Genomic DNA, 12,365 nt, shown 5'->3' with positions numbered 1-12,365 from the left:
AATCCCTATATAGAAGTAGTCGTAAGATATGTGTTTAGAGAAGTTATTAATTAGAAAAATGATCAATTGCTCGAATAGAAAGTTCCAATGATTTTATTCTTCTTTCTAAAAGAGTTCTTTGAGGACTCCCGAGCTTTGACTTAACATAAATCTTTTCAATTGATGGAAGCAAACCAATTAGAACATTTCGAGCGTCTGCTAAATCCTCTTGCGTGTAATGATGGGTTTCTTGATTCCAAATACTTTCTAACATAGCTAAGCCGATACTAGCTGCTTTGAGTCGTTTTTTCACTAATGTAGTATTTGCACCTTTTTGAGTCATCTGAGAGAGTGCATTTTCAAGTTTACGGATTGTTGACTGTAAAGACTTTATTGATTCTACTTTTTCTACATTTGATACGTTTTCCATTTTAAACCTGTCCCTTCTTCATTTCTAAATTAGTTTTCCTGATATTTGATAATACCATTAAGAAACGAATTTTACTCGAAATATTTGAGTTGGACATGAATTGAAAGGAAAACAGCTAACAAACTTCAATCTCCTCCCTCGCACATATTCTATATGTACTTCTTTTTTCTCGTTAAAATACCTACATGGACAAGTTGTAAATATTGTATATTTTATGAACAAAAAACGTACAAGCAGCATGACTTGTACGTTTGAATTTTTATTCAGTAAGATAATAAAGCAATAGCTTCCGGGTCTTTTCATAATTCATGAAATCTCTATACAAAATGGGATACTTCATAATCTCTGTTTCTAGAAAACGATATTGTGGAAACCACTCAAAAAAAGATTTCTTTAACCACTTGATTTGCTGAAACGTAATGTTCTGTTCATTTTCATTTAGTACAGAATTTAAAGTTGCTGCTGTATGCATCCAATAATGATTAAAATCAGCGTTTATACAGTCATCTTCGGTAAATTTACTTTTTAAGGTTCGCTGCAATTTTGCTGTAGCACGGTAAGGAAACGGCTTGTGCAATGGACTATGCATGTTCTGCAATTCCTTAAAAATAATTTGTTTTCCTAACTTCAACTTTTCACCCCTTTATTTTTCTATCCAATTTAATAAGTTTTCATAATGACATTGAGCATCTGTATACCCAAGATTATATAAATTAACGAGTTTTTCTTTATTTCTCTCTATACCGCTTATAGGAAGTTGTACACTTGGTTGAATGACATAAAAGTTGTCTTTTTGTTTTATTTGATTCATATAAGATATCGTCTCATTATAAAAACGATAATGTTCTACTAAAGATTGTGCGATATTCGGATATTTCCTATATAAAATTTTTGCCAGCCCTGAAAATTTATTTCGCTGCTTCTCATATCCTTCTGGCTTTGTCATAATTACAACGTTCTTTTCATAACCATCAGTTTGAGCTTTTAAAACTGGTATAGGATCTATAATTCCTCCATCTAGTAATTTTCTATTATCATATTCTACAGCAGGCGCTATAAACGGCACTGAGCTAGATGCACGAATGATTTTTAAAATATCATTCCCGTGTTCTGCTTTATTATAATAAATAGCTTGTCCTGATTCGCAGTCAGTCGTTCCTATAACAAACTGTTCATTTGAGTTTAAGAAAGTTTGAAAATCAAACGGTACAATTTTATTCGGTACTTCATCAAATAGAAAATCCATTCCAAATAATTCACGTTTTCGAATCAAATTTCGATAAGATATATAACGATTGTCTGCTACTAGCTCTGTATTTACTTTTTTATTTCTCCCTTTTTGACGTGATAAATAAGTTGCTCCCATACAAGCTCCAGCGGATACGCCAACTACATATGGAAAAAATAAGTTTTTTTCCATAAAATATTCGAGTACGCCTGCAGTATATAAACCTTTCATTCCTCCACCTTCTAATACTAAACCGATATTCTTCATACTATATCCCTCTGCTTCTTTTTTCTTACTTACATATTAGCACAAGACTTTAAGACAAGGTGATATAAGTGCGTTACAACAATAACCAGAAACTACTAAAGTAATGTCATTATTTCTTAGTCAAGAGCGTGGTACAATATAAATAACACATTACACAAATAATGGAGGAGGAATTTCCTATGGGTTTATTCAGCGGTATTTTAGGAAATGCATCAAATACGAGTACAGAAAGTGTAGAACGTGATTTAGAGAAGATTATGTTAGACGATGAGAAAGTTGAACATGCTTATAAATTAATTCGCGATTTAATCGTATTCACAAATCGTCGTCTTATTTTAGTAGATAAACAAGGGATATCAGGTAAAAAAACTGAGTATCATTCTATCCCTTATAAAAGCATTACACAATTCAGCATTGAAACAGCTGGGCATTTTGATTTAGATGCAGAACTTAAAATTTGGGTATCTAGTTTGAGTACACCAATTACGAAAGAATTTAAAGGTGACGATAGTGTTTTAAGCATTCAAAAAGCGTTAGTAACATATACGACGAAATAACGTTTTTCTGTATGTTTATTCATCTATAAAATTACTAACCCGATTATTTTGGAAGAATATTCATCGTTTTTGTATATTTAATCTAGAATAACAGAAAAAGGTAAAGCGTATTTCAAATGCTTTACCTTTCTTTTTTGTAATAAATTAGTGTAGTTTTATCATTTAATTTCTTTCTTACTTCTGTTCTTTTATACCCCATTTTTTCGTACAGAAAACAATTTCTTTCTTCTTCTAAAATCGTAGCAAGTTCAAAACATTGTGCTTTTGGAAACATCACTTCAATTAAAATAAGTACCTTCTGAGCGATTCCTTTCCCTTGATAGATTGGATGAATAAACATCGGACTGATCCAAAATTTATAAAGTAGTTCTTTTTGGGATATACATATCGCCCCAACAAGTCTCGAATCTATTATAATTTTATAAAAATTACTGCTGGGATTATTTATTCTAAAAATAGTTTTTTCAATAGATTCATTTGCTGGGTTTGTTTCATAGTCTTTATATTTATTTAATAAAGGGCTAAATGAGTCTATTTGCATTTGAAATAAAACTGATGCATCACTTTCTGTCGCTTTCTCTAATGTAATCTTCACGTTACTACCAATTTAGTCGCTTTCTTAATGAAGTTATATGAGCCGTATGATGACGTCCGTGCCATGCGTATAGTCCAATTGCAACAGCAAGTTTTGTTTCACCAGTCTCTGGGTGGTTAAATGTCTTTTCTAAATCTTCAAGTTCTAAAGAATATAAAAGGTTAACCCATCTTTTATGTAATGATTCTAACATTACTAGTGAAACATCTACTGGTAATTTAGAATCAGGTAATTCTGCCCACTTTTCTTCTTTATATGGTTTAATCGTTGGATTCTTTTCTGTTAGTGCTAATTTAAAGCGTATGTAACTATTCATATGGCTATCAACAATGTGATGGACTACTTGACGAACTGTCCATCCACCAACGCGGTACGGTGTGTCTAACTGTTTCTGATCTAAATCTTTAATTGCCTTCGTTAGTTCATTAGGTAAATCTTCAATTTCTTGAATCCATGTATCAATCATTTCTTCCGTTATAGGACGTTTATATGTAAATTGCCCAATTGGATAACGTAAATCATTCATGAATAAGTCCCCCTTATTATAAGCGCGAAGTATTTCTCCAAATATAATGTACAAAATTCACATGTTCTCCATTTAATACTACAGATGTTGTATCTGCTTCGTTTTGATAAGAAGAAAATCCGCTTTTTTCTAGTACAATTTGTGATGCAAGATTATTAGTAGTTGTTTTAGCATGAACCTCATTAATTTCATTGTTTTTCGCTACGTCTAAAATTAATTTTACAGCTTCTGTTGCAACTCCTTTTTTAGTAAACTTTTCTCCGACCCGATAACCTAACGAACTGATTCGAGTTTCCGAATCTATATCTACTAAATTTATTCTTCCTACAATTTCACTTTCTTCGTTACGAATTAAATAAAAATAAGATTCTCCATCCGCCTGTTCTATTAACAAATCATCTAGTAGTTTTTGGAAATATTCAAAATCAAAATATTGCGAGCCACGATTAGGTACCATTGTTTCAAAAAAAGACTTATTCGTAAGTTCAAACGTAAATAAATCTTTAGCATCGTGTTTCTTTAATTGTTCTATGTATATTTTCATCTCGATTACCCCTTCTATATCTACTAACTGTTATATATTCTTTTTTAATCAACGATTTTCCTGCTATTTTTTTTGCTTCAGTAACACAGCAAATAGCACTTTTGGATGAAATAGGTGAAATGGGCTACGAATTAAATTCATCACCTTTACTAATCGAATATAAACGTCAGAATCAGTTGCAGATAGTTGATATATTTGTTTCGTATACCATAGCTGAAATTTTTGTTTTATCGTTAATTCTCTTTTTAGCTGTGGATGACGTGATATTTCCGTTGTTGTCATTTTCCACGGAGTTTGTATGATATAAGCGGTCTCTTTATAAAACTGCTGTGTAAATGCATGATCGAGCTTTTGTCTCCTTTGTAAAAGTAACTGCAATTGGTGAGCTTCCATAGCTGCAACTGAAACACCTTGCCCGAAAACAGGATCAAAACGACAATGTGCATCTCCAACGACTAATAATCCTTCTGGCATATTTGTGGTGAGATCAAATCTCCGACGTACTTGATAAGGAATTTTATACGTTTTGATATCTGAAATTGCCACAGCTTTGTTAAGAAAATCTGTAACATTAGGGATTGATAAGTTTTCAGCAAAATCATAAAATTCATCATCTGTTTGTGGTGCTTTCTCATTTGCATATCCGCTGAAAGTAACAAAATAACGATGATCCTCAATCGTTTGAATAAGAACACCATACGGATTGTCAGGGAAACTTGGAGACATTAGCATATTACAGCAGTCTAATTTCTCATTTTCTTTAAGTTTAAACATTCTCGTTACGTAAAATAAATCAATACGTACTTTCTCTTCTTGCACTTCAATTTCGTATTCTCGTAACCACGCTATGCTTTTTGAACCGAATCCACTTGCATCAACAATAATATCTGCATGAACTTCTTCTTGATTTTCTGTATTTAAACATTCCATTTTTACTCCGCACACTTTATTAAGCTTTTCATTTACTACTAACCCTTCAACCAATGTTTCATATTTAATAGTAATATTTGAAATTTGTTCAATGCGTTTTTGAATATGTGATTCGAGCATAGAACGACTTTGCTGAATCATATGTACTTCTCCTCTGAATGGCTGTTTCCATAAACCAAATTGATGCCATTTTAAATCACGAGTAAAGTTATGTACGACACTACCTGCTTCTATTAATTCATTCGTAATATTAGGAAACAATTCCTCAATGGCTTTTTCTCCACCTTTTAATAACACATGAGGATGATTACTTTGTGGGACTCTTTTTCTCGAGGACTTTCCATCCCATTTTTCACCGGCCTCTATAATGATTACTTCTTTAAAAGCAGTTGATAATGCTTTTGCTGCGAGCTTTCCTGCGATACTTCCGCCAATAACGATAGCCTTATTAAACATGTTTTCCCCCTTAATAAAAAGAAATCCTGCCTTATATGAATGAAACAGGATCTTAAACTCATTAACTTCTTTATCATTATAATTAAAACACATGAGTAAATTGTAACGTTAAAATTAAAATACCTAATCCCCAGACGTAATAAGCGAATACTTTTAAGGAGTGACGTTTTAAATACTGAATCATCCACGAAACAGCTATGTAACCGAAAAACGCAGCTGATAACGTTCCAACAATTAAAGATGTACTAGAAATAGATTCTGCTTTCCCTTGAAAAACATCTACAAATTGCAAAATGATTGCTCCGACAATGGCTGGTGTTGATAATAAAAAAGAAAAGTAAGCTGCGGTTTCGCGGTCTAACTTTCTCCATAATGCAGCGACGATTGTCATACCAGAACGAGAAATTGCAGGGAAAATAGCAACCGCTTGAAATGAACCGATGATAAATGCATCTTTATATGTAATGTCGTCCATTTTTTTACGACCATTCTTTTGTTTATCCGCCATGTAGAGAAAGAACCCTGTCACTAAAAACTCCCAACCAATCGTAATACCTGTTTTTGAAATATCCTCAAAAAAGTCTTTAAATAACAATCCAATTACAACCGCAGGTATCGTCCCGACAATAAGTAATAGCATTAGTTTTGAAAATGGATTTTTGATTAAATATATAAATTCTTTTTTGTAATAAATAAACACTGCAAGTAAAGTACCAATATGCAGCATCGTATCTAAAAACAATCCTGCTTTATCTAATTGAAACAAATGTCTTCCTAAATAAAGATGACCTGTACTACTTATCGGTAAAAACTCTGTTAAACCTTGTATAATCCCTAATATAAAAGCTTCTAACCAATTCATGATGGTCCCCTTTCTTGTTTGCTTGTACCAATATATGAAGGTTAAATTTTTGATATGAAAAAAACTATATTTCTCTATGAATTTACTTTCAATTTATGGATATATATGTAAAGAGGGTTGAGGAGGGTTATTATGTGGAAGCACACAAAATTCGGCAATGTATTACTTTGGCTAGGACCGATCCTTGTGTTTGTAGGATTATGTATGACAAATATTATTTCTGATATTCCTTTCTTTTTGGGAAAACATAAAACGATTGGAATTGTACTTATATGTATAGGAGTATGCTGCTTTATTGCTGCGAATCATTTAAAAAAAGGAGAAAAATATGAGGAATAAATTTAAATAAAAAAACAATCCCAGTATATGTACTAGGATTGTTTTTTTTATTACTTATTTATAGAATACTTTATCAACGTTATATTTTGCTTTGTATTCATTAATGATATATGTTTCATAAATTTCTCTTTCTGTTGGATCTTCTACGATACATGCATCAATGCGATATACTTCATCACGGTGATTTTTAATTGGTGAAACATTGTCTTCGAAATGCTTCTTAATACGTTGTCTAATTTTACGAGCTTTACCTACGAAAAGTAGTTCGTCATTAATATTGTAAAACATAAAAATGCCGCCTTTATCTCTAGGGAACAAGTGGAAATCGATAAAACCATTGATTGGCGTAATTCTTGGCTCGTCTCCTCTAATAACTTGTTTACGTTCAGTAATTGTAACATCAACTTCAGGGATACTAATTTTAATCAAGTTCATTCACGTCCTCTTTTATTATAAAGATAAATAATAGCATACATATGTAAGAAAAGCTACGTTCATAGGCATATTTCATTTTATAATTCAAATATTATAGGTGTATCATGTAAACTCTTCTTCCAAATCATATGATCACTTGATTCTCCCCAATAATCTTTTAGTACATAACTAGGCTCTCCAAACTTCTTCGTCCATATACTTTGCGCTTTTCTGTATCCACTATCTAAACAAAATTCTGTTATTCCTCTGCTAAGTAACGTAAGAAACATTGTATGCAGCAGTAATCTCCCGATACCCTTTCTTTGATACTCTGGGAGTATAAATACAGTTCCTATTTCATACAAATCCTTAAGTACACCGCTTGTACAACTAGTAATCAATGTACTTACTGGGCCAACTTCAATTGTTCCAATGATTTTATCGTTATTTGTATCAATCGCTAATAAAAAGTAACGTTTTTCTCCATTACTATCAAAATCTATTTTCAAATATTGCTTTTTCATGTTAATTTCATTTTCTATGTCATTCAATTGTTGTGATAATCCTTCGTCTTTATATGTATTCGTAATAACTATACGGAAAAACAAGTGAAGTTCCTCTAAATCATCCGAATTTGGTCTCCTAATTGCAACGTTATACATGTTTTAATTCTCCATTCTATACAATTGTTAAAACAATGCTTTATATACTCTATTCAACAATATGCTACAAAGCCCTGCATAGATCCAGCAGTATAGAAAGCTCAGTATAAATATAGATGAAATAATTTTTATATCCATAGTTGTATGAATAGTAGGACCAAGTACGGGAAAACGGAAAATATCGAGAACTATCATAATTCCTATAAGTAGACAAATCGCAGAAAAGGAAACAACCCAAATTCTCCTCTTGAATTGTATAAAGGAAAGCCCTAAGGCTATACCTAATAAACCTGTAGTAAAGGGAAAAACAATTAGTTCACTTGGCTCGATAATAAATAATAAGAGAATAGTAAGGATATAAGAAAGTACTCCCTCACGAATAGAGTAGCAAATAGCCAAAAAAATTGGTAATGTCGCAAAAGGACTAATGAATAACCCTATACCATGAATTAAATTCCCCGCTGCTTGAAACATGGTGGCTAAAGCACTCATTAAAGCTGTAATGACTAGCTTATTTGCTAGGGACAATTTTCTTTTATGAACAAAGTTCGCATCATTCTCTATCATAAGTTGACACCAATAACGTACAAACCGATTCATCAATATACCCCCTAAAGATATCTCATTCATCACTTTCTATATTATTCATACACTAGTTGTTTATGATTTGCTTTCTGCTTATTATCAATCACAATACAATAGACGTTTATAAAGAAGACCTTTAGGGGATAAACTATAAGTGTATATCTTTTTAAGGAATAATTTCAAATATGGTACCTTTGTTAAAATCAGTTACTTTCATAGAACCGTAAACTCCTAAATATAACCTAGTTTGATCCAAATTTGTTCCTAAACTCATATAATAAGCTGCTTGCGTACCAAAATCATAATTGGTTTCAATAACATGAAAGTCATTATGTTTATCTTCTGTATCGGCTTTAGTATATGCTAAAACACCTTTAACTGGCGGCCGAGATTCTTCTTTCTTAGCAAGATCAGTAAATACAACGCTACCATATAAATTTGGGATTGCAGTTCCCATATATGGCTGAACGCCTGTAAGTGAAGTTCCTCCAAACTTATCTGGTCTCGGGTCTTTATGAAAATAACTAATGAGCGGCTGCATACGCTTTACGGATAATTCTATTGTTTCATTATAATAAACCATTGTTCTCTCATCTAAAGTAGGATTATCAGCACAGTGCCGTATAAAAGAAGTAGGTAATTCTCCTTCCCATCCTCTCCAACCAAAATTAATAAATCCATCTTGATTAGAAGTGAATCTCATTACCTGCATTTTATTAAGTTCGGTAACCGGAATTGGTTTATACTGAACAAATGAAAAAATAGACTCTACAATATCCTGTCCGACATTACCTGCATATTTAATATATTGATTATAAAACCTTTGGAATGAAATGCCGGTTATATTACGGACGCCTTTCGCAATTAATGTAAGTGTTTCTTGTATAGATAGAGGAAGTTCATTAAAGCGTGTAACTACTGGAGGATTATTTATGAATGTATCTCTACTTACATCGATTTCAATTATTTTACCTGCTATTTCTAAATCATCTTGGCTTAAATTAAACGGATCATAACCCGACCCACCATCTCCATTTGTAAATACAAGTTTCCCCGTCTCTGGAGAAAAGTTTAAAGTATTTACTCCATTATGATTAAAAAATGGGCGTTTTATATGAAGTAATGTTCTACGTTTTTGAGGTTGCCCGTTTGATTGTAAAATCCATTCTTCAATTGTATCAATATGATCATATTGCGTATTTCTATTAACCCACTTTAAATTTAAAGTTTTCGGGTCACAAGGATTCGGTTTAAATTGTTCAGAAAGTGCACCGGGTCCTTGAGTTCCAGCTACTGAATAATGAAGATAAAATAAACCGTTTTGATAAAATTGTGGATGAAACGCAAGTCCGAGCAATCCACGTTCATCATAGCCGCTACTAGAGACACCTTCTTCAGATGTACCTAATTTAATAATACGTTGACGAATATTTAAAAATGTTTTTATGACTCCATCGCCTATGTAAAAAACCTCTCCTAATTGGGTTGCGATAAATAGTCTTTCAACTGATTCACCTGGAAGTATTGCTGTTTTTATGACAGTCGGTAAATTTATGTTACGAACAATGGGTCGTAAATGAACCTTAACTTTTGTCAATTAACTTTACACCCCTTTATATTCTTTTTAATAGAAGAGTATGATTAGAGTGATCTCATTAGTATCAAATAAGTAGCATTCCTTTTTATTACAATTTTGTATATAATGTAATTATAAATAAACTAGGGGGCTACTTATGACACTTTTACTACAAATCATCTTACCACTTATATTTGCGCTATATTTATTTACCCTCTATCGTAATACGACTATTGGAAAAGCTGCTTTTCTTTTAGCGGTCATTATTGGGATTTTTGGATTAGAGAACATTTTTCAGCATGCTAATCTAACAGATCATGCTATTTATCCATATTGGGGCAGTTTGAAGGCTGTTTTTATCGTTTTATCAGTCGTATTTCTATTTAAAAAAGGTGGTTTAACAGGAAAATATTGATTTGTAATGCTATACATATTTTATTGTTACACTGCTTTTGATTTATAAAAAAAGAAATGTTTATGTAAAAACACGAAGGGATGTGTTACATATGTCTATAAATATTATTTCTATAGTTTCTATAATAATATGGATTGTGTTGATTACAGAACTTATAAAATCTTCAAAAGAACAGAATGGACGAAAAATAGTAATGTTATTAACTACTGGTTCCGCATCAACACTTATTTTGACGGTTTCATTTATTCAAAATATCTCGTTTTGGAATTGATAGTGAAATAACTAATAAAAATATATATAAGATTAGGACCGTACATTTTAGAAATGTACGGTCCTTTTGTTTACTAGTGGTCCACTTATAAGTATGTGATCTTTTTACAATTCGAATTTCTTTTTAAGTTTCTTATATTTTCTATACGAACGTCTAACAATGTTTAACATAAAATACGGTATTTTAACAGGGAAAGGCAATTTATAAATGAAAGGCAAATAAAATGTAAAATATGCCTTTTCTAGGTCTCTCCACTTACTATCTTCTTTTGTTTTTAAGAAATCAGATACATCGACTACATATCCCCTTCCTTTTTCCATCATCACATTTTTTCCGTGAACATCACAAGGAGTTAATCCTTGTTTCCTTGCATACTCTAAAGCTTTATTTATATCAAGGATTACCTGCTTAGGAATTTTAATTCCCTTATGAATAGCATCGTATAAGGTAATTTCTTTTAAACGTTTCAATACTATGAAATTTTCTCCTTTATATATAAGCTTTGAATAAGAAGGATGATTTCCGATTCTGCGGTATACTTCTGACTCTTTTTCAATTCCTTCTCCTTCTCGCGCGTAAACTTTCACTACCCAATCTTTGTATTTGCTATGCATGAATACTGCAGCATAATTACCTTTCCCTAAACACTTCCAAAGTCTAGGAATATCTTTAACTACTACAGGCTCAAATTCGTCCTCACTTCTTATGATTACCTCTTTTAATAATTCATCCTTTATCAATCCCACAAAACAATTTACACTCATCATTTCCACTCCGGTTTTGCTAAAAGGGGCTTACCCACATTTTAACGAAAATATACACTAAGCGAATTTTAGCATAAAACGAGTCATCTTTCTTCTTCAAATAAAAAGATGGCTCGTTTTATTTGAACTGTTGAATACTTAATATGTATTCCGCTATTCAGAGCCAAAAACCATACAACAAAAAAATATTTCTAACTATTTTCATTTTTTCAGAGGCAACTGTATAGAGCTTTTCTTAGTGCAAGTTCTCTTGGTTCATTGACCATGCCAAATCCATGTTTGATTTTTAGTAGTGTTCAATTCTTGTTCCTCTACTATCGTTGTTAGCTAACACTTTTATTGATTTAATAGTCTTTTGTTTAATTCCCACAATGCTGTTTTATTGCTATCCCACTTCAAATACGTTACTGCTTCCTCAAAGCATAACCATTTATAATGTAAGTGTTCTTTAGATAATGAGATGTTTTTTGTAGGTACTTTAACTCCAAAAGAAAATTCTTTTATTACATAAACGTCATCTCCCCATAGGAATCCTCCAACTACATCCTCTACTGGTAGTGAAGACACGGAATCTAATTGTATATATGAACATTCTCTTGTAATACCGGCCTCTTCAAACGCTTCACGTTTTGCTGATTCAATAGGAATCTCACCGTCTTCTCCACCACCAGCTATGCCTTGCCAATAACCATAATCACTTCGTTTGAAAATCGCATATTGAATAGAGTCGTCAATTTTTATGTAAGGAAATATTAATACTTGATATGGTGCTCTCATTGCTTAACCTCCTCTCGAAAATAAGCTTTAAATACATATGAATAAAGAGCCGACATCATAATTCTACATTAATAATGCAGGTTTATGGTGTCAGCCCTCTATTTTTGAAGAATTTTATTTTTCATAAACTGTCTAATTCTTCACGAAGAAAAAAACGCTTATTTTCTATCAAATTTGCTTAGTGTATT

17 protein-coding genes and 1 pseudogene are annotated in these 12,365 nt (G+C 32.0%); 4 read left to right on the top strand and 14 right to left on the bottom strand.

Annotated elements, in window-relative coordinates; genetic code table 11:
* Positions 1 to 46 precede the first annotated feature (46 nt).
* From ACTFRS_RS04880 to ACTFRS_RS04870, 3 genes are all read right to left on the bottom strand, one after another.
* Positions 47 to 409, bottom strand: a complete 363-nt coding sequence (locus ACTFRS_RS04880) for a hypothetical protein (RefSeq protein WP_440024101.1) — start codon at positions 407 to 409, stop codon at positions 47 to 49.
* Between the two features lie 259 nt (positions 410 to 668).
* Positions 669 to 1,040 carry a YxiJ-like family protein gene (locus ACTFRS_RS04875; protein WP_098921158.1) on the bottom strand — a complete coding sequence of 124 codons (372 nt, stop codon included), beginning with the start codon at positions 1,038 to 1,040 and terminating at the stop codon, positions 669 to 671.
* 12 nt (positions 1,041 to 1,052) lie between these two features.
* Positions 1,053 to 1,904 carry a patatin-like phospholipase family protein gene (locus ACTFRS_RS04870; protein WP_139865745.1) on the bottom strand — a complete coding sequence of 284 codons (852 nt, stop codon included), beginning with the start codon at positions 1,902 to 1,904 and terminating at the stop codon, positions 1,053 to 1,055.
* A gap of 179 nt (positions 1,905 to 2,083) precedes the next feature.
* Here ACTFRS_RS04870 and ACTFRS_RS04865 point away from each other — a divergent pair, with 179 nt between their 5' ends.
* The gene (locus tag ACTFRS_RS04865; protein ID WP_000522480.1) at positions 2,084 to 2,461 is read left to right on the top strand and encodes a PH domain-containing protein; all 378 of its coding nucleotides are present in this window, start codon (positions 2,084 to 2,086) and stop codon (positions 2,459 to 2,461) included.
* A 121-nt stretch (positions 2,462 to 2,582) separates the two neighbouring features.
* On the opposite strand, the pseudogene ACTFRS_RS04860 reads toward ACTFRS_RS04865, so the two are convergent.
* The 5 genes and pseudogenes from ACTFRS_RS04860 to ACTFRS_RS04840 all read right to left on the bottom strand — a co-directional run.
* A pseudogene (locus ACTFRS_RS04860) lies at positions 2,583 to 3,056 on the bottom strand (GNAT family N-acetyltransferase); the annotation flags it as partial.
* A 4-nt stretch (positions 3,057 to 3,060) separates the two neighbouring features.
* A complete protein-coding gene (locus ACTFRS_RS04855; protein ID WP_139865747.1) occupies positions 3,061 to 3,582 on the bottom strand; it encodes a YfiT family bacillithiol transferase in 522 nt (173 codons plus the stop codon).
* Positions 3,583 to 3,598: 16 nt separating this feature from the next.
* Entirely contained in the window at positions 3,599 to 4,126 is a 528-nt protein-coding gene (locus tag ACTFRS_RS04850; protein WP_139865748.1) for a GNAT family N-acetyltransferase, read from the bottom strand.
* A gap of 63 nt (positions 4,127 to 4,189) precedes the next feature.
* A complete protein-coding gene (locus tag ACTFRS_RS04845) occupies positions 4,190 to 5,512 on the bottom strand; it encodes an FAD-dependent oxidoreductase (protein WP_440024104.1) in 1,323 nt (440 codons plus the stop codon).
* Positions 5,513 to 5,594: 82 nt separating this feature from the next.
* Positions 5,595 to 6,374: an undecaprenyl-diphosphate phosphatase gene (locus tag ACTFRS_RS04840; RefSeq protein ID WP_139865750.1), complete on the bottom strand. Its 780-nt coding sequence runs from the start codon at positions 6,372 to 6,374 to the stop codon at positions 5,595 to 5,597.
* Between the two features lie 132 nt (positions 6,375 to 6,506).
* Between ACTFRS_RS04840 and ACTFRS_RS04835 the strand changes: the two genes are divergently transcribed.
* The gene (locus ACTFRS_RS04835; RefSeq protein ID WP_139865751.1) at positions 6,507 to 6,713 is read left to right on the top strand and encodes a hypothetical protein; all 207 of its coding nucleotides are present in this window, start codon (positions 6,507 to 6,509) and stop codon (positions 6,711 to 6,713) included.
* Positions 6,714 to 6,767: 54 nt separating this feature from the next.
* Here ACTFRS_RS04835 and ACTFRS_RS04830 read toward each other — a convergent pair whose 3' ends face one another.
* The 4 genes from ACTFRS_RS04830 to ACTFRS_RS04815 form a co-directional block, all read right to left on the bottom strand.
* Positions 6,768 to 7,148, bottom strand: coding sequence for a nucleotide excision repair endonuclease (locus ACTFRS_RS04830; RefSeq protein ID WP_001048949.1), 381 nt, complete (start codon positions 7,146 to 7,148; stop codon positions 6,768 to 6,770).
* Positions 7,149 to 7,225: 77 nt separating this feature from the next.
* On the bottom strand, positions 7,226 to 7,789 hold the full coding sequence (locus tag ACTFRS_RS04825; protein ID WP_139865752.1) for a GNAT family N-acetyltransferase: 564 nt from the start codon (positions 7,787 to 7,789) through the stop codon (positions 7,226 to 7,228).
* Positions 7,790 to 7,816: 27 nt separating this feature from the next.
* Positions 7,817 to 8,389, bottom strand: coding sequence for a hypothetical protein (locus ACTFRS_RS04820; RefSeq protein WP_139865753.1), 573 nt, complete (start codon positions 8,387 to 8,389; stop codon positions 7,817 to 7,819).
* Between the two features lie 151 nt (positions 8,390 to 8,540).
* Positions 8,541 to 9,971 (bottom strand): PQQ-dependent sugar dehydrogenase, encoded by a 1,431-nt coding sequence (locus ACTFRS_RS04815; protein WP_139865754.1) that lies wholly within the window; start codon positions 9,969 to 9,971, stop codon positions 8,541 to 8,543.
* A 136-nt stretch (positions 9,972 to 10,107) separates the two neighbouring features.
* Here ACTFRS_RS04815 and ACTFRS_RS04810 point away from each other — a divergent pair, with 136 nt between their 5' ends.
* On the top strand, positions 10,108 to 10,365 hold the full coding sequence (locus ACTFRS_RS04810; RefSeq protein ID WP_242293553.1) for a hypothetical protein: 258 nt from the start codon (positions 10,108 to 10,110) through the stop codon (positions 10,363 to 10,365).
* A 91-nt stretch (positions 10,366 to 10,456) separates the two neighbouring features.
* Positions 10,457 to 10,636 (top strand): hypothetical protein, encoded by a 180-nt coding sequence (locus tag ACTFRS_RS04805; RefSeq protein WP_242293552.1) that lies wholly within the window; start codon positions 10,457 to 10,459, stop codon positions 10,634 to 10,636.
* A gap of 104 nt (positions 10,637 to 10,740) precedes the next feature.
* On the opposite strand, the gene ACTFRS_RS04800 is transcribed toward ACTFRS_RS04805, so the two are convergent.
* Together ACTFRS_RS04800 and ACTFRS_RS04795 are read right to left on the bottom strand one after the other, a co-directional pair.
* Positions 10,741 to 11,403, bottom strand: a complete 663-nt coding sequence (locus ACTFRS_RS04800; protein ID WP_173601659.1) for a serine/threonine protein kinase — start codon at positions 11,401 to 11,403, stop codon at positions 10,741 to 10,743.
* 333 nt (positions 11,404 to 11,736) lie between these two features.
* Complete coding sequence (locus ACTFRS_RS04795; RefSeq protein WP_139865756.1) at positions 11,737 to 12,177, bottom strand: NUDIX hydrolase; 441 nt, start codon at positions 12,175 to 12,177, stop codon at positions 11,737 to 11,739.
* Positions 12,178 to 12,365 lie beyond the last annotated feature (188 nt).

Source organism: Bacillus cereus group sp. MYBK139-1 (genome assembly GCF_051916915.1).
Lineage (GTDB): Bacteria > Bacillota > Bacilli > Bacillales > Bacillaceae_G > Bacillus_A > Bacillus_A pacificus.
Note: the sequence above shows the minus strand (reverse complement) of the source record. Positions and strands in the feature narration are given on the sequence as shown.

Excerpts from the sequence above, each read along its gene's own strand:
- ACTFRS_RS04880 (WP_440024101.1), bottom strand. The coding sequence starts at position 409 with ATGGAAAACGTATCAAATGTAGAAAAAGTAGAATCAATAAAGTCTTTA.
- ACTFRS_RS04870 (WP_139865745.1), bottom strand. The coding sequence starts at position 1,904 with ATGAAGAATATCGGTTTAGTATTAGAAGGTGGAGGAATGAAAGGTTTA.
- ACTFRS_RS04865 (WP_000522480.1), top strand. The coding sequence starts at position 2,084 with ATGGGTTTATTCAGCGGTATTTTAGGAAATGCATCAAATACGAGTACA.
- ACTFRS_RS04855 (WP_139865747.1), bottom strand. The coding sequence starts at position 3,582 with ATGAATGATTTACGTTATCCAATTGGGCAATTTACATATAAACGTCCT.
- ACTFRS_RS04850 (WP_139865748.1), bottom strand. The coding sequence starts at position 4,126 with ATGAAAATATACATAGAACAATTAAAGAAACACGATGCTAAAGATTTA.
- ACTFRS_RS04845 (WP_440024104.1), bottom strand. The coding sequence starts at position 5,512 with ATGTTTAATAAGGCTATCGTTATTGGCGGAAGTATCGCAGGAAAGCTC.
- ACTFRS_RS04840 (WP_139865750.1), bottom strand. The coding sequence starts at position 6,374 with ATGAATTGGTTAGAAGCTTTTATATTAGGGATTATACAAGGTTTAACA.
- ACTFRS_RS04835 (WP_139865751.1), top strand. The coding sequence starts at position 6,507 with ATGTGGAAGCACACAAAATTCGGCAATGTATTACTTTGGCTAGGACCG.
- ACTFRS_RS04830 (WP_001048949.1), bottom strand. The coding sequence starts at position 7,148 with ATGAACTTGATTAAAATTAGTATCCCTGAAGTTGATGTTACAATTACT.
- ACTFRS_RS04825 (WP_139865752.1), bottom strand. The coding sequence starts at position 7,789 with ATGTATAACGTTGCAATTAGGAGACCAAATTCGGATGATTTAGAGGAA.
- ACTFRS_RS04820 (WP_139865753.1), bottom strand. The coding sequence starts at position 8,389 with ATGAATCGGTTTGTACGTTATTGGTGTCAACTTATGATAGAGAATGAT.
- ACTFRS_RS04810 (WP_242293553.1), top strand. The coding sequence starts at position 10,108 with ATGACACTTTTACTACAAATCATCTTACCACTTATATTTGCGCTATAT.
- ACTFRS_RS04805 (WP_242293552.1), top strand. The coding sequence starts at position 10,457 with ATGTCTATAAATATTATTTCTATAGTTTCTATAATAATATGGATTGTG.
- ACTFRS_RS04800 (WP_173601659.1), bottom strand. The coding sequence starts at position 11,403 with ATGATGAGTGTAAATTGTTTTGTGGGATTGATAAAGGATGAATTATTA.
- ACTFRS_RS04795 (WP_139865756.1), bottom strand. The coding sequence starts at position 12,177 with ATGAGAGCACCATATCAAGTATTAATATTTCCTTACATAAAAATTGAC.